Origin of the sequence: Streptomyces sp. NPDC090119 (genome assembly GCF_044747085.1) — a bacterium.
Classification (GTDB): domain Bacteria; phylum Actinomycetota; class Actinomycetes; order Streptomycetales; family Streptomycetaceae; genus Streptomyces.
The window spans coordinates 487,812-502,847 of the sequence record NZ_JBIVDK010000002.1; the positions used below are offsets into that span (position 1 = coordinate 487,812).

Annotated in this window: 15 protein-coding genes and 1 riboswitch; of the genes, 8 read left to right on the plus strand and 7 right to left on the minus strand. The window is 72.9% G+C overall.

Annotated elements, in window-relative coordinates; translation table 11 throughout:
* Window positions 1-10: 10 nt before the first annotated feature.
* Both ACIPPM_RS09570 and ACIPPM_RS09575 read right to left on the minus strand, forming a co-directional pair.
* Entirely contained in the window at window positions 11-754 is a 744-nt protein-coding gene (locus ACIPPM_RS09570; RefSeq protein WP_393599082.1) for a zinc ribbon domain-containing protein, read from the minus strand.
* Window positions 751-1,626 (minus strand): Nif3-like dinuclear metal center hexameric protein, encoded by an 876-nt coding sequence (locus ACIPPM_RS09575; RefSeq protein ID WP_401445123.1) that lies wholly within the window; start codon window positions 1,624-1,626, stop codon window positions 751-753. Before ACIPPM_RS09575 ends, ACIPPM_RS09570 begins: the two co-directional genes overlap by 4 nt.
* Window positions 1,627-1,811: 185 nt before the next feature.
* Here ACIPPM_RS09575 and ACIPPM_RS09580 point away from each other — a divergent pair, with 185 nt between their 5' ends.
* From ACIPPM_RS09580 to ACIPPM_RS09610, 7 genes are all read left to right on the plus strand, one after another.
* Window positions 1,812-2,963: a hypothetical protein gene (locus tag ACIPPM_RS09580; RefSeq protein WP_401445126.1), complete on the plus strand. Its 1,152-nt coding sequence runs from the start codon at window positions 1,812-1,814 to the stop codon at window positions 2,961-2,963.
* Window positions 2,964-3,521: 558 nt separating this feature from the next.
* Window positions 3,522-4,712, plus strand: coding sequence for a sensor histidine kinase (locus ACIPPM_RS09585; RefSeq protein WP_401445129.1), 1,191 nt, complete (start codon window positions 3,522-3,524; stop codon window positions 4,710-4,712).
* Window positions 4,713-4,743: 31 nt separating this feature from the next.
* Complete coding sequence (locus tag ACIPPM_RS09590) at window positions 4,744-5,355, plus strand: response regulator (RefSeq protein WP_401445131.1); 612 nt, start codon at window positions 4,744-4,746, stop codon at window positions 5,353-5,355.
* A gap of 127 nt (window positions 5,356-5,482) precedes the next feature.
* Window positions 5,483-7,231: an MFS transporter gene (locus ACIPPM_RS09595; protein ID WP_401445133.1), complete on the plus strand. Its 1,749-nt coding sequence runs from the start codon at window positions 5,483-5,485 to the stop codon at window positions 7,229-7,231.
* 100 nt (window positions 7,232-7,331) lie between these two features.
* Window positions 7,332-7,982, plus strand: coding sequence for a class I SAM-dependent methyltransferase (locus tag ACIPPM_RS09600; protein ID WP_401445135.1), 651 nt, complete (start codon window positions 7,332-7,334; stop codon window positions 7,980-7,982).
* Window positions 7,983-8,034: 52 nt separating this feature from the next.
* Window positions 8,035-8,919 (plus strand): N-acetylmuramoyl-L-alanine amidase, encoded by an 885-nt coding sequence (locus tag ACIPPM_RS09605; RefSeq protein WP_401445137.1) that lies wholly within the window; start codon window positions 8,035-8,037, stop codon window positions 8,917-8,919.
* Between the two features lie 85 nt (window positions 8,920-9,004).
* Window positions 9,005-9,823, plus strand: coding sequence for a DUF5336 domain-containing protein (locus ACIPPM_RS09610; RefSeq protein ID WP_401445139.1), 819 nt, complete (start codon window positions 9,005-9,007; stop codon window positions 9,821-9,823).
* A 120-nt stretch (window positions 9,824-9,943) separates the two neighbouring features.
* Here the strand turns inward: ACIPPM_RS09610 and ACIPPM_RS09615 are convergent, their stop codons facing one another.
* Entirely contained in the window at window positions 9,944-10,354 is a 411-nt protein-coding gene (locus ACIPPM_RS09615; RefSeq protein WP_401445142.1) for a VOC family protein, read from the minus strand.
* Between the two features lie 107 nt (window positions 10,355-10,461).
* On the minus strand, window positions 10,462-11,010 hold the full coding sequence (locus tag ACIPPM_RS09620) for a hypothetical protein (protein WP_401445144.1): 549 nt from the start codon (window positions 11,008-11,010) through the stop codon (window positions 10,462-10,464).
* A 159-nt stretch (window positions 11,011-11,169) separates the two neighbouring features.
* Between ACIPPM_RS09620 and ACIPPM_RS09625 the strand changes: the two genes are divergently transcribed.
* Window positions 11,170-11,457: a hypothetical protein gene (locus ACIPPM_RS09625; protein ID WP_401445147.1), complete on the plus strand. Its 288-nt coding sequence runs from the start codon at window positions 11,170-11,172 to the stop codon at window positions 11,455-11,457.
* A 46-nt stretch (window positions 11,458-11,503) separates the two neighbouring features.
* On the opposite strand, the gene ACIPPM_RS09630 is transcribed toward ACIPPM_RS09625, so the two are convergent.
* From ACIPPM_RS09630 to ACIPPM_RS09640, 3 genes are read right to left on the minus strand one after another with little or no spacing between them, the layout of a single operon-like run.
* Entirely contained in the window at window positions 11,504-12,574 is a 1,071-nt protein-coding gene (locus tag ACIPPM_RS09630) for a prenyltransferase (protein WP_401445149.1), read from the minus strand.
* Window positions 12,571-13,320 (minus strand): class I SAM-dependent methyltransferase, encoded by a 750-nt coding sequence (locus tag ACIPPM_RS09635; protein ID WP_388992940.1) that lies wholly within the window; start codon window positions 13,318-13,320, stop codon window positions 12,571-12,573. Before ACIPPM_RS09635 ends, ACIPPM_RS09630 begins: the two co-directional genes overlap by 4 nt.
* On the minus strand, window positions 13,314-14,747 hold the full coding sequence (locus tag ACIPPM_RS09640; RefSeq protein WP_401445152.1) for a glycosyltransferase family 4 protein: 1,434 nt from the start codon (window positions 14,745-14,747) through the stop codon (window positions 13,314-13,316). Before ACIPPM_RS09640 ends, ACIPPM_RS09635 begins: the two co-directional genes overlap by 7 nt.
* A 203-nt stretch (window positions 14,748-14,950) precedes the next feature.
* A riboswitch (cobalamin riboswitch) is annotated at window positions 14,951-15,025 on the plus strand.
* Window positions 15,026-15,036: the final 11 nt, after the last annotated feature.

The following is a 15,036-nucleotide window of genomic DNA, read 5'->3' on the forward strand; positions in this document are numbered from 1 at the left end:
TGAACGCTCCTTACAGACCCGACTCCGCCGTGCGCACCAGGATGCGGTGGCAGTTCTCGCAGCGGACCACGGCATTGCGCGCGGCCGCGCGGATCTCGCTGAGCTCGGTGATCGCCAGCTCCTGGCGGCAGCCCTGGCAGGTGCGGGCGTACAGCTTGGCCGCGCCGACACCGCCGCCCTGGACGCGCAGGCGGTCGTAGAGCTTGAGGAGGTCGGCCGGGACGGAGGCCGAGACGACCTCGCGCTCCTTGGTCACCGCGGCGGCCTCGTCGTCCAGCTCGCGGTACGCGGCGTCGCGGCGCCCGGTGGCGTCGTCGGACTTGGCCTGCACGGAGGCGACCCGCTCGGTCAGCTCGGCGACGCGCGCCTGGGCGGACTCACGGCGCTCCATGACCTCGAGGACGACGTCCTCCAGGTCGCCCTGGCGCTTGGCGAGGGAGGTGATCTCGTGCTGGAGGCTGGCGAGGTCCTTGGGCGAGCTGACCGCGCCGGAGTCCAGGCGCTGCTGGTCGCGGGTGGCACGGCGGCGCACCTGGTCCACGTCCTGCTCGGCCTTGGTCTGCTCGCGGGCGCAGTCGCCCTCCTCGGTCTGCGCGGCCACCAGCAGGTCGCGCAGCTGGACGAGGTCCTTGCCCAGCGTCTCGATCTCGGCGTGCTCGGGGAGCGACGTCCGCTTGTACGCGAGCTGCTGCAGGCGGACGTCGAGGGCCTGGACGTCGAGGAGTCGGATCTGGTCGGCGGGCTCGGCGTTCAGTTGGGGGCTCCCATGGGGCTAGTGGTGACGGGGGACGCCGCGTGGGCGGTCCAGGGGTCGGTGACCGTCGTGGACACGTGGACCCGGAGGCCCCAGCCGTGACGGTCGGAGATCTGGTCGAGCTCGGCCGCGGCCAGCTCGCACCAGGGCCACTCGGTGGCCCAATGGGCCGCGTCGAGGAGGGCGAGCGGGCGCTCGTCCACGGACGCGGTGACCTCGGTGAACTCGGAGGCCGGGTGATGGCGCAGGTCGGCGGTGAGGAAGGCGTCCACACCGGCCGCGCGAACCCGGTCGAAGAGGCTGTCGCCGGAGCCGCCGCTGACGGCGACCCTGCGGACGACGGCGTCGGGGTCGCCGGCCACCCGGATGCCCTGCGCGGTGGCGGGCAGCCGCTCGGCGGCGCGCTCGGCCAGTTCGCGGACGGTCAGCGGGTGGTCCAGCTCGCAGATCCGGCCCAGGCCCCGGCGCCCGTCCGGGTCGTCGGGGTCGGGCACGAGCGGGCCGGTGACCCGGAGGTCCAGCGCGCCCGCGAGGGCGTCGGAGACTCCGGGGTCGGCCTTGTCGGCGTTGGTGTGCGCGACGTGCAGGGCGACGTCGTTCTTGATCAGCGTGTGCACGACGCGGCCCTTGGGGGTGTCGGCGGCCACCGTGGTCGTCCCGCGCAGATAGAGCGGGTGGTGGGTGACGAGCAGGTCGGCGCCGAGCCGTACGGCCTCGTCGGCGACCTCCTGGACGGGGTCCACGGCGAACAGGACGCGCGTGACCTCCTGGCCGGGATCGCCCACGACCGTGCCGACCGCGTCCCAGGACTCGGCCCGCTCGGCGGGCCACAGGGTCTCCAGCGCGGCGATGACTTCAGACAGACGGGGCACGAGGAAAGGCTACCTGTCCGTCCAGGGGGGCCGTACCGCGTACGGCGGCCTCGGGCCGGTACGCCCACCCCCGCCCTTTCCTCAGAGGAATCGCTTCTGCGCCACCCGTATGTGTGAAGTGGACCGGACCCGGCCCCCCGGCCGTGCGTACGAAAACTAGCTTCGTCGCCGGAGGTGACCGAACGATGACGGCCTGTGCGATCGAATCCCCGTCGACCGGTGCGGAACACGAGGCGCCCACGACGCGGTACGCCATCACGGCGGACGGCGCGTACGCCGCGCGGCTCGCGCTGGACGGCGAGAGCTGGTTCCCGGAGCGCTGGACCCTGGACGGCCCGGAGCCGTACGCGGTGCCGCTGCCCGGCGGCCAGCCGGAGGAGCCGGGCACCGAGGTGCATCCGATGGGCGACGGGCGGGTGCTGATCCACCGCCTGGTGGAGCGGCGGCACGCCTTCTCCCTGCTGTACCCGACCGGTCCCGGCACCGGTGAGCTGCAGGTGGGCGCGATCGAGTGCGAGTCCGACACCTATGTCACGCTGCTGCCGCCCGCGCCGGGGGGCGAGCGGGCGTACGCGCTGGCGGTGTGCGAGACGTCCACGGCGGTGTGGCTGGTGGCGGGGGGTGCCGCCGGGCCGGAGCGGGTGGCCGGGATGCCGGGGCGGTGCTCGGGCGGGGTCTGGCTGGACCCGGCGGGGCGGATGCTGGCGCTGGACCGGGAGCTGGGCGGCCGGACCAAGACGGTCGTGGTGGATCTGGGGCGGGACGGCGAGGTCTCGCCGCTGCTCCAGATCACTCCCGGCAGCGACGACCGGCTGCTGCTGGCCGACCCGGACAGCGGGCTGGTGGTGATCTCCTCGGACGCGGCCTCGCCGGGGCAGGAACGATTGGGCTGGGGCGTGCTGGGCGGCACCCTGCCGGTCCGCTTCCCCGGCGCGCTGCGGCTGCCGGACTGCGTGGTGACGCCGTTCGCCATCCAGCCGGGCCAGGTCCTGACGCCGGAGAACTGCGCGGTCGCGCTGCGGGTGGACGGCCCGCTGGGCACCTGGGTGGGCACCTGGCGCCCGGCCGAGCGCCGGGTACGGCACCTGCCCGCGCCCGAGGGCTGGCTGGCGGGGTCGGGGCTGTGGACGGCGGAGGGGGTGCTGCGGCTGCCGTACGCCACGGCGCAGACGCCGTGCGGGGTGGCGGAGCTGAACCCGCCGGGGGCGGAGCCGGAGCCGGCCACGGCCGGGGAGCCCGCCGAGGAGTCCGCCGAGGCGCCGGACCTGGAGGAGTCCCGGACCCCCCGCCCGGTCCCCCTGCGGGAGGCGCCGCTCGGCAAGGTCGCGGCCGGGTAGCGGAGGTCGGCACGGCCGCCTGGACCGGACCCCCGGTGGGTTGGTTAGACTCTCCCGGCTGCAAGACGATCATGTTGACGGGGTGAATGCTTCCGATGACCGACACCAGCACGACGCAGCCGCTGTCCGCATCCGCGGATTCCGGGCTCCACCAGCCGGAATCCGTCTCCGCGGAGGCGGACGGACACGGTCGCCACCGGGGCCCGGTCACCGACCGGGACGGGGAGAACACCCCCCATGGGCGCCATCGCCGTCCGTCCGGCGGGACCGGCGACACGGCTGTCTGATCAGAACGGCGAAGGGGCGGGGTACGGGCCACAGGGCTCGCACCCCGCCCCTTCGCCGTGCCCGGTCGTGAGATTCGCGCCGGGACATTTGTACTGCCCGAGTCCGTACGTACGCCTCTGTCCGGGGCGGCGGCCCGCTTCTACCGTCGTAGGCATGACACAAACGCGATCGTCGTCCCGGTGCGGGCAGCGGCTCTCGTTCCCTACCCTGGAGCGTCGTCCCGCCGACCGACGGGACGCGGTGGGGCGGGAGAAGCCGAGGGACACGGACATGACGTGGTGGGCGCGGGCGCGCCGCCGGGCCGGGGCGCGGCGGGCGCGGGCCGCCGGGCACGCGGGACCCCCGCCGACCGGCTTCGCGCTGCTGCCCTGGCTGCTGATGGGCCTGGGCTCCTTCTCCAACCTCCTGCAGGGCAAGACCGAGAGCCCGTGGATCGGCGGGCTGGGTCTGTTCACCTTCAACTCGCTCTACATCTACGTCACGTTCCGCGCCTTCGACCGCGCCAAGCGCGAGTCCCTCTCGACCCGGCTGGCGCTGCTGACGATGGGCCTGCTGACCACGGGTCTGGCGGTCGGCTACGGCGGGAACTGGCTGCTGTTCTTCCCGCTGCTGGGCCTCGCCACGGGCGCCACCCTGCGCGGCCGGCACCTGGGACGGATCGGGCTGCTGCTCGCGGCGTACGGCGCGGTCCTCGCGGGCCTGCGCGAGGGCTGGCGGGAGGCGCCGAACATCGGGTACGCGACCTTCCTGTCCTGCATGGTCACGGCGGCGATCCTGAGCCTGTCGGAGGCGGTGCGGGAGCTGCGGGCCGCGCGGGAGGAACTGGCGCGGCGGGCGGTGGAGAAGGAGCGGCTGCGGTTCTCCCGCGACCTGCACGACCTGCTGGGGCACACGCTGTCGGTGATCGTGGTGAAGTCGGAGGCCGCGCGGCGGCTGGCCGGGCGGGACCTGGACGCGGCGCTGGCGCAGATCGGGGACATCGAGTCGGTGGGGCGGCAGGCGCTGACCGAGATCCGGGAGGCGGTGACCGGGTACCGCGAGGGCAGCCTGTCCACCGAGCTGACGCGGGCCCGTTCGGCGCTGGCGGCGGCGAGCGTGGAGCCGGTGGTCCGGCAGACGGGGGCGCCGCTGGCCCCGCAGACCGAGGCGCTGCTCGGCTGGGTGGTGCGCGAGGCGGTGACCAACGTGGTCCGGCACAGCCGCGCGTCCCGCTGCGAGATCACCGTGGAGAGCGCGGAGGAACGGGTCCGGCTCACCGTCACCGACGACGGCACCGGACCGGCGGTCCCGGCCACCGACGGCAACGGACTGACGGGCCTGACCGAACGCCTGGCCGCGGCGGGCGGCTCGCTGACGGCCGGTCCGGCCCCGCAGGGCGGCTTCACGGTGACGGCGGAACTGCCGCTGGGCCCGGCGGACCCGTGCGCCGAGGACGCGGTGCCTCTCGCGCTGGAGTCCTGACGGCCGGGCGGCCCCTCGCTACGCTGGCGCGGTGAACGAGATCCGCCTCCTGCTGGCCGAGGACCAGGGCATGATGCGCGGCGCCCTGGCCCTCCTGCTGGGCATGGAGGACGACATCGAGGTGGTCGCGCAGGTGTCGGCGGGGGACGCGATCGTGCGGGCCGCTCTGGAGCACCGGCCGGACGTGGCGCTGCTGGACATCGAGCTGCCGGGCCTGAGCGGGCTGGACGCGGCCGCGCTGCTGCGGGAGCGGGTGCCCGGGTGCCGGGTGCTGATCCTGACGACGTTCGGGCGGCCCGGCTATCTGCGCCGGGCGATGGAGGCGGGGGCGGCCGGGTTCCTGGTGAAGGACGGCCCGGTGGAGGAGCTGGCGCGGGCGGTGCGCCGGGTGCTGGCCGGAGAGACGGTGGTCGACCCCGTACTGGCGGCGGCCGCGCTGAGCGCCGGGCCGAATCCGCTGACGGGCCGGGAGTGCGAGGTGCTGACCGCCTCCGTGGACGGCGCGACGGTCGCCGACATCGCCGCCCGGCTCCACCTCTCGGAGTCCACGGTCCGCAACTACCTCTCCGCGGCGATCGGCAAGACCGGCACCCGCAACAGGGCGGAGGCCGTGCGAGAAGCACGACAGCGAGGCTGGCTGTAAAGCACTGACACCCGGTCAGAAACCCATGTCTCGGTCAAGGATTCATTAGCGTCCCGAAGCAACGGAATAGTTTCCCGTGCATACGAGGTTCACCTTGCACGTATTCACGCGGGAGGACCCCATTTCCATGACCCACACCACACCCGACCACGCCACCCGGAGAGCGGGCGGGGCCGTCGTCCCGGTGCTCGCCTTCGCGGGCATCGTGGTCGCGGTGATGCAGACCCTGCTCGTGCCGGTCATCAAGGACCTGCCGCAGCTGCTCGGCACCGAGCCGAGCAACGCGACCTGGGTCCTCACCTCCACCCTGCTCTCCGGTGCCGTGGCCACCCCGATCATGGGCCGCCTCGGCGACCTGTACGGCAAGCGCCGGATGCTGATCCTCAGCCTGTCCGTGATGGTGGTCGGCGCGCTGGTCAGCGCCTTCACCAGCCAGCTGCTCCTGATGATCGTGGGCCGGGTCCTCCAGGGCTTCGCCATGGGCGCGATCCCGCTGGGCATCGGCCTGATGCGCGACATGCTCCCGCGTGAGCGGCTCGCCTCCGCGATGGCGCTGATGAGCTCCTCGATCGGCGTCGGCGGCGGTCTCGCGCTGCCCGCCGCCGCCCTGGTCGCCCAGCACACCGACTGGCACGCCCTGTTCTACGGCGCCGCCGGGCTGGGCGCGCTCGCCATCGGCCTCACCCTGCTCGTCGTCCCCGAGTCCCCGGCCCGCGCGAAGGGCTCCTTCGACTACCCGGGCGCCGTCGGCCTCTCCGTCGGACTGGTGCTGCTCCTGCTGCCGATCACCAAGGGCAGCGACTGGGGCTGGTCCTCCGGCACCACGCTCGGCCTGTTCGGCGGCGCGCTCGCCGTGCTGCTGCTGTGGGGCGTGTACGAGCTGCGCATACCGGCCCCCCTGGTCGACCTGCGCACCACCGCCCGCCGCGAGGTGCTGCTCACCAACCTCGCCTCGATCATGGTCGGTGTCAGCTTCTACGTCGTCTCGCTGGTCCTCCCCCAGCTCCTCCAGCTCCCCACCGCCACCGGCTACGGGCTGGGCCAGTCGATGGTGGTCGCCGGTCTGTGCGTGGCCCCGCTGGGCCTGACGATGATGTTCACCGCCCCGGTCTACGCCCGCCTCTCGGCCCGCTACGGACCCCGGACGACCCTGATCATCGGCCTGCTGGTCATCGCGGTCGGCTACGCGGGCGGCCTTGGCCTGATGCACGCCGCGTGGCAGACGATCATCACCTCGGTGGTCCTCGGCGCGGGCATCGGCCTGGCCTACTCCTCGCTGCCCGCGCTGATCGTGGGCGCGGTCCCGGCCTCCGAGACGGGTGCCGCCAACGGTCTCAACACCCTGATGCGCTCCATCGGCACCTCGGTCTCCAGCGCCGTCATCGGCATGGTGCTGGCCAACACCGCGCACGACCTGGGCGGCGGGGTCGCGGTGCCGACGATGCACGGGTTCCGGGTGTCGTTCCTGATCGCCACCGCGGCCGTGCTGGTGGGCCTGACGCTCGCGCTGTTCCTGCCGCGCACCCCGCGTCCGGCCCCTCAGCACACCCAGCTGCGGGCCAGCAGCGAGGAGGACGCGGTGCTGGAGCGCGCCGAGGAGGTGCTGCGCGGCTTCCGGGGCCGGGTGCTGGACGCCTCCGGCGCCCCGGTGGCCCGCGCCAAGGTCACCCTGATCGACCGCCGGGGCCGCCAGGCGGGCTCCACCCTCTCCGGCCATGACGGCGGCTACGCCCTCACCGTCCCGTCCGAGGGCCCGTACGTGCTGGCCGCCCGCGCCGCCGGGCACGGCCCGCTGGCCTCGGCGGCGACGCACGCCGGGGACGAGCGTCCGGTCGAGCTGGACCTGCCGCTGCCGGGCGAGACCGTCACGGCGTAAACCCCGCGAGTCCCCCCGCCACCGCACCCCCCGTCGTTCCTCGGCGGGGGGTGCGGCAGCATGGGGCGACCAGAGAGCCGTACGACCGAGAGGAACCCGCATGCCCGCGGCACCGAAGCCCGACATCCTGGCCGCGTTCGAGGCCGCGAAGGGGTTCATGCCCGTGGACGAGGGGCTGGCGCTGTACGCGGCGGCGGTGGAGGCCGGACGGCTGGGGCTGCCGCTGCTGGAGGTCGGCACCTACTGCGGGCGTTCCACCGTGCTGCTCGCGGACGCGGCCCGCGAGGCGGGGGTCACCGCGCTCACCGTCGACCACCACCGGGGCAGCGAGGAGCAGCAGCCGGGCTGGGACTACCACGACCCGGAGACCGTCGATCCCGAGATCGGCCTGATGGACACCCTCCCCACCTTCCGCCGCACCCTGCACCGGGCGGGCCTGGAGGACCACGTGATCGCGCTGGTCGGCCGCTCCCCGCAGGTCGCGAAGGTGTGGAACTCCCCGGTGGCGCTGGTGTTCGTGGACGGCGGCCACACCGACGAGCACGCGAACGCCGACTACGAGGGCTGGACCCCGCACCTCGCGCCCGGCGGCCTGCTCGTCATCCACGACGTGTTCCCCGAGCCGGAGGACGAGTTCACCGGCCAGGCGCCCTACCGGGTGTACCTGCGGGCGCTGGCCTCGGGCGCCTTCACCGAGGTCTCCGCAACGGGTTCGCTGCGGGTGCTGAAGCGCACCGGGGACGGCATCTGACGAGCCGTCAGGGATGCGGGGGCGGGGCCGGTCCTGCCGTTAGGGTGGCCGGGTGTCGTACGAAGGCCCGGAAGACGAAGCCCCCCAGCCGCGCTCCCGCCGCGCGCTGCCCATGACGTTCGCCGCGCTGGTGCCGGTCGCCCTGCTGGGCTGGCTGGGCTGGTCGGCACTCGGTGACGAGCCGGACCGCCCGGCGGCCGCCGCGAGCCCGTCGGTGTCCGCGGCGCCGGGCAGCACGAGCGGTCCCTCGCCGAGCGCGGGCTCGCTCGCCGGGAAGGTCGTCGTCATCGACCCCGGCCACAACATGGGCAACTTCCAGCACACGGCCGAGATCAACAAGCAGGTCGACGTCGGCAACGGCAAGAAGGAGTGCGACACCACCGGCACCGCCACCAACGCCGGTTATCCGGAGGCCAAGTTCACGCTCGACCTCGCCCACCGGCTGCGGGCGCTGCTGGAGAAGCAGGGCGCCACGGTGAAGCTGACCCACGACGGCGACCGGAAGTGGGGGCCGTGCGTGGACGAGCGGGCCCGGATCGGCAACACCGCCCACGCGGACGCGGCGATCTCGCTGCACGCGGACGGTTCGGCCGAGGGCAACCGGGGCTTCCACGTGATCATGCCGGGCTCGGTGCACGCGGGCGCCGCGGACACCCGGCCGATCGTCGGCCCCTCGAAGAAGCTGGGCGAGCGGGTCGCGGACGGCTACCACCGGTCCACCGGCTCCCCCTTCTCCAACTACCTGGGCGACGGCACCGGGATGGTCACGCGCACGGACCTCGGCGGTCTCAATCTGTCAACGGTTCCGAAGGTGTTCATCGAATGCGGAAACATGCGGGACAAGTCCGATGTGGCCCTGCTGACCAGCGGTCCCTGGCGGCAGAAGGCCGCGCAGGGGATCTCTGAGGGAATCGTGAGTTTCCTGCACGAGTCGTGACCGCCGGGCGAAACCGTCCGCACAGCGGATCACGCGGACGGTACTGTCTACCGACGACGAGACGACCTACGAAGGACCTGATGAAGTGAATATCCGATCCCTCACCAGAGGCGACGGCGTGGTGATCGGAGCGGCGCTGCTGCTGCTCATCGCGTCGTTCTTCGACAACTTTTCGTACGACGACCTTCCCGGCGACGTCGACATGCCGAACCTCTGGGAGAGCGGCCCGGTCCTGTTCAGTGTCGTCCTGGCAGGTCTGATCGCCGCCGCGCTCGTCGTCACCGCCCGCGCGCTGCCGCAGCCCCGCAAGGTCGCCGGTCTCGAACTCGGCGTGTTCGGTGTGGCGTTCGCGGTGTTCGCCGCGTGGAGCGCGCTGGGCAATGTGATCGACCCCATCGGCGGCCTGGACAACATCGCGTCCGGCTCGAAGCCGCCGAGCGCCGGTACCGGCCTGATCCTGGCGCTGGTCGCGACGCTGCTGATGGCGGCCGCCGCCATCGCCACCCCGCTCGTCCCGGCGCTCCAGGCCGGGCTGATCCCGGCGCCGAAGCCCGCCGCCCCGCAGCCCTACGGCGCGCAGCCGCCCCAGGGTTACGGCTACCCCGGCGCCCAGGCCGCGTCGTTCGGCGGCCAGCCGCAGCCGGGCGGCCAGGTGTACGGGCAGCCCGCGGGCCATGGCGCCCCGGCCCAGCAGCAGCCGCCCGCCGCCTTCTCGCCGTTCTGGTTCGCCGTACCGGTGGCCCGCCCGCTGTACGCGGAGGACGGTTCGCCCAGCCCGGTCGCCGAGCTGGCTCCCGGCACCTGGTACCTGGCGGTCGAGCACCGCGGTGACGCGCTGGTCGCGCAGACCCAGGACGGCCGTCGCGGTGTCCTCCAGGACACCTCGGGCATCCAGCGCGGCTGAGCCCCCCGGACCGTCGCACACGGCCCCTCGCCCCTGCCGGGCGGGGGGCCGTCGCCGTTCCGGGCCCTGCCCCGGTGGACAGTTGCGGCGCGGGTCTCCTCATCGACGACCTCATCGAGCCTAGCCGCGCTCGGGCCAGACCGGGCCCTGGTCGCCCCAGACGACGCCCTTGTTGCGGCACAGACAGAAGGGGTGGCCGACCGGGTCCGTGAAGACCTGCCAGCCGTAGCCGTTGGGGCCGACGAAGTCCTGCTTCAGCGTCGCGCCGAGGGCGAGGACGCGGCTCTGCTCGGACTCGATGTCGTCCACTTCGAAGTCGAGGTGGAACTGCTTGGGGTGCTCGGTGTCGGGCCACTGCGGAGCGCGGTAGTCATCCACCCGGATGAAGGCCAGCTCGATCTCGCCGAACCGGATGCCCGCCCAGTCCGCCGAGCTGTCCTCCTTGATCGGACGGCCCGTCACCTCGGAGTAGAAGGCCGCCAGCTTCATGGTGTCCGGACAGCCGACAATGAAGTCGGTGAGTCGCAACATCCCGCGATCTTGGCACAATCCCACCCGTCCGGACCTCGCGTTTCCGCATCGTCCTCATCCGGTCGGCGAAGTGATCCGGGGGAAACGGCCTGGGGCCGCAACAGGCCCTAGCCCTTGGAGAGGTCCGAGGAGGAGGGGACCTGGTCCTTGACCGGGGCACCCGCGCTCGCGCCCGCGCTCTTCACCTTATTGATGGTGTCCTCGAACGAACTCATCGCGCCCGTATCGCCGTCGCGCAGTTTGGACGGAAGGTTCTTCAGGCTCTCGATGCCCGCGGTGAGCGGGGCGAGCGCCTTGGCGAGGGTGGGATCGCCCTGGGCGTTCTTCTGGGCGGCCTTGAGCCGGTTGTAGGCGAAGGCACCGGCCAGACCGGCCTTGACGAGGGCCACCTTGCGGCCGTCGGCACCCTTCTTGAAGGTGCCCGCCCGCCAGGGCTTCACGATCCACTGGTACGTCGCCCCGGCCGCGAGGCCCGCGTTGGCGACGAAGCGGGTCTTGGCGAACTTCTGGCGTTCGGCGGACGTGCTGGGGCTCGGGGTGGCCGCGGCGGGGGTCTTGGTGCTGGTCTTGTCGTCACTGCCGCAGGCGGCGGTACCGGCCAGCAGGGCGCAGCACAAGATGAGCGCCACCCATGTGCGGCGCAGCGGAACGGGCACGCGGTCCTCCGGACGTGATTCCCCGAGCGGGTGTCTCTGGTCCGAAGCCTTGCCCGGCCTCCGGGCCACCGCCAGCCGGGAGGCCCGTACGGGTCGTCGGGCCCGGTATTACGGGCCTGTGGCCGGTTTCAGCGGCCGTCCGGCGGCAATTCGAGCACCATGTCTCGATACCACTCAGGCACCAACCAGGCCGGCCGTGTCATCGCCGTCATAGCGGACGTGATGGCCTTCATCCTCGGCCTCTGGATCTTGATGTACTTGTTGGACGCGAACCGGGCCAACGCCCTGGTCGACTTCGTCCATGACGCCGCGGCGTTCCTCGCGGGCTGGTCGCACGACCTGTTCACCTTCGACGAGGAGTGGGCGCGGGTCGTCGCCGGTTACGGCCTGGCCGCCGTGGTCTACCTCTTCATCGGCCACTTCATCGCGGGCCGTCTGCACCGCTGACCCGGCACCCGGCACCCGCCACCCGCCCAAGGGGCCCCGCCTGCCGCTAGGCGCAGCAGTCGGGGTCCAGGCCGCGGGGCAGGAGGTCGCCTCCGAAGACGGCGCCGGTCGCGTCGTGGCCACCGAGGGCGGCGACCGCGAGGAGCAGCGAGCCGGCAGTCCAACTGGTGAGTTCCCGGGGCCAGATGGCGTCGTCGTCGAAGACGTAGCCGGTCCAGTAGAGGCCGGACTCGGGATCGCGCAGGTGCTGGACGGACTGGAGTATCTCCAGCGCGCGGTCGGACTCCCCCACCGCCCAGAGGGCCAGGGCGAGTTCGCAGGACTCGCCGCCGGTCACCCAGGGGTTGGGCACGACGCAGCGCACACCGAGACCGGGTACGACGAAGCGGTCCCAGTCGGCCTCGACGCGCTCCTTGGCCTCGACGCCGGTGACGGCGCCGCCGAGGACCGGGTAGTACCAGTCCATCGAGTACTGGTTCTTGTCGAGGAAGCGCTCGGGGTGCCTGCGGATCGCGTGCCGGAGCGCGCCCACCGCCAACTCCCAGTCGGGCTGCGGCTCTTCACGCTGTTCGGCGATGGCGAGCGCACAGCGCAGGGCGTGGTGGATCGAGGAGCTGCCGGTGAGCAGGGCGTCGGTGGCGGGGGTGCCGTCCTCGGCGCGCCGCCAGCCGATCTGCCCGCCCGGCCGCTGGAGCCGCAGCACCCATTCGACGGCCGCGTACACGGTGGGCCACATCCGGTCCAGGAACGTGTCGTCCCCGGTGGACAGGTAGTGGTGCCAGACGCCGACGGCTATGTAGGCGACGAAGTTGGACTCGCGGGCGGAGTCGGTGACGTCGTCGTGGGCGCCGTCCGCGTAGGCGGCGTACCAGGAGCCGTCCTCGTTCTGGTGGTCGGCGAGCCAGCGGTAGGCGCGCTCGGCGGCCGCGTGCTCCCCGGCCGCGTCGAGGGCCATGGCGGCCTCGGTGTGGTCCCAGGGGTCGAGGTGGTGGCCGCGGAACCAGGGGATCGCGCCGTCGGGGCGCTGCACCGCGAGGATGCCCCGGACGGTGTCGGCGGCCTGCTCGGCGGTGAGGACCCCGGTCAGGACGAGGTGGTCGGTCCTGGGCGTCGTCACCGGGCGTCCGTCCCGGCCTCGTCGAGGCGGGGCAGGTGCGGCTTGGTGGCGTAGGCGACGAAGCTCTTGCCGATCAGCGGGTTGAGGGCCTGCTCGGCCACCCGGGTGGCCAGCGGCTTCTTCATGATGTCCCAGACCAGCAGCTTGTGGTACGCCCGGACCGGCAGCGCCTTGTCGTTGTCGACGCCGAAGGCGCACTTGAGCCACCAGTACGGCGAGTGCAGGGCGTGCGCGTGGTGGGTGCCGTACGGCTTGAGTCCGGCGCCGCGCATCTTGGCGAGGAGTTCCTCGGCCCGGTAGATGCGGATGTGGCCGCCCTCGACCTCGTGGTAGGCGTCGGACAGCGCCCAGCAGACCTTCTCGGGACCGTACCGGGGCACGGTGACGGCTATCCGGCCGCCGGGCTTGAGGACGCGGACCATCTCGGCGAGGACGCCCTTGTCGTCGGGGATGTGCTCCATCACCTCGGAGATGATGACGACGTCGAAGGACTCGTCGGGGAAGGGCAGCGCGAGCGCGTCGCCCTCCATCGCGGTGGCGGTGGCGCCCTCGGGGGCCTCGCCGGCCTCCTTCATCGCCGCGAACCACTTGGCGACCTCGCGGATCTCCTCCGCGTTCTGGTCCAGGGCCACGACCTGGGCGCCGCGCCGGTAGCACTCGAAGGCGTGCCGGCCGGCCCCGCAGCCGAGGTCCAGGACACGGTCGCCGGGGGCGAGCGGGAACCGGGAGAAGTCGACGGTCAGCACGTGGCCCTGCTTTCGGAGGAGCTTTCGGAAGGTGCGGCGACGGCCGCCGCGGCGGCGACGGGACGGCCGGGGACGGCCGCGGGAAGGGGTCGGTCCGCGCGGGGACCCGTACCGGCGCGGTCGATCTCCTCGCGGTAGCGGGCCACGGTGCCCTCGGCCGCGCGGGCCCAGGTGAAGCGGGCGAGCACCCGCTCGCGACCGGCCGCGCCGAGGCGGGCGCGCAGTTCGCGGTCGCCGAGCAGCCGGGTCAGGGCGGCGGCGAGCGCGCCCGCGTCGCCGGGGGGTACGGCCAGGCAGGTCTCGCCGTCGGTCCCGGCGACCTCGGGGATCGCGCCGCCGGTGGTGGCCACCAGCGGGGTGCCGGTGGCCATGGCCTCGGCGGCGGGCAGCGAGAACCCCTCGTACAGCGAGGGCACGCAGGCGACCTCGGCGGAGCGGATCAGATCGACCAGCTCGGCGTCGGAGATGCCCTTGACGAACTGGACGGCGTCCTCGAGGCCGTAGCGCTCGATGGCCTGGGCGACCGGGCCCTCCTCGGCGCGCTTGCCGACGACGACGAGGTGGGCGTGGGGCTGTTCGGCGCGCACCTTGGCGAGCGCCTCCACCAGGAAGACCAGGCCCTTGAGGGGTACGTCGGCGCTGGAGGTGGTGACGATCCGGCCCGGTACCTCGGGCACGGCCGGATTCGGCGCGAACAGGCCCGTGTCGGCGCCGATGTGCACGACGTGCACCCGGTCCTGGCGTACGCCGAGGTGGTCGGTGATCTCCTGGCGGGAGCTGCCGGACACGGTGAGCACGGAGGGCAGGCGGCGGGCGACGCGCTTCTGCATGCGGGTGAAGGCGTACCAGCGGCGTACCGAGAGGCGGCGCTTGAGGTCTTCGGCGGCGTCCAGTTCGAGCTGCCGGTCGACGGTGATGGGGTGGTGGATGGTGGTGACCAGGGGGGCGCCGAGATCGCCGAGCAGGCCGTAGCCGAGCGTCTGATTGTCGTGGACGACGTCGAACTCGCCTCTACGGGCGCGCAGTTGGCGTCCCGCGCGCAGGGAGAAGGTGAGCGGCTCGGGGAAGCCGCCGGTCCACATGGTGGCCACTTCGAGGGCGTCGACCCAGTCGCGGTACTCGCCCCGCCCGGGGGTGCGGAAGGGGTCGGGCTGGCGGTAGAGGTCGAGGCTGGGCAGCTCGGTGAGGCTCAACCGGCCCGCGTAGGCACCCTGTTCATCGTGCTCGTCGAGCACGGGGTAGGGCTGGGAGCCGATGACCTCCACCCGGTGGCCCAGGCGGGCGAGTTCACGGGAGAGGTGGCGGACGTAGACGCCCTGGCCGCCGCAGAACGGGTTGCCCTTGTAGGTGAGGAGCGCGATACGGAGCGGTCGCTCGCCGTCGGCCGCGGTGCCCGCGAGAGCCGCCTGACTGGCCTCAGCGGTCACTCTGGGCCCCCTTCTGCCTGCACGGTCCCGCGAGACTACGACGGGACGACAATCCGGAACAAGTTTCAGACTTGATCATCCAAGAGGCTCTGAATCTACCGGCAGGTAGGGGCACTGTGAGCAGTGGATCAGGTGATTCACGCCACGACCGGCGGCTTTGCGGCCCCCGGTAAAGTGGCGGGGTCGTCATACACCCGTACGGGGGGAAGCCGGTGTGATTCCGGCGCTGACCCGCAACCGTCATCCGGCGCCCCCAGGGCCCGGTGAGCCGGAACGCCTCGGCGGGACG

Bases quoted from the DNA above. Each gene is read 5' to 3' on its own strand.
- ACIPPM_RS09585 (WP_401445129.1), top strand. From the start codon at position 3,522: ATGACGTGGTGGGCGCGGGCGCGCCGCCGGGCCGGGGCGCGGCGGGCG.
- ACIPPM_RS09580 (WP_401445126.1), top strand. From the start codon at position 1,812: ATGACGGCCTGTGCGATCGAATCCCCGTCGACCGGTGCGGAACACGAG.
- ACIPPM_RS09625 (WP_401445147.1), top strand. From the start codon at position 11,170: ATGTCTCGATACCACTCAGGCACCAACCAGGCCGGCCGTGTCATCGCC.
- ACIPPM_RS09595 (WP_401445133.1), top strand. From the start codon at position 5,483: ATGACCCACACCACACCCGACCACGCCACCCGGAGAGCGGGCGGGGCC.
- ACIPPM_RS09600 (WP_401445135.1), top strand. From the start codon at position 7,332: ATGCCCGCGGCACCGAAGCCCGACATCCTGGCCGCGTTCGAGGCCGCG.
- ACIPPM_RS09615 (WP_401445142.1), bottom strand. From the start codon at position 10,354: ATGTTGCGACTCACCGACTTCATTGTCGGCTGTCCGGACACCATGAAG.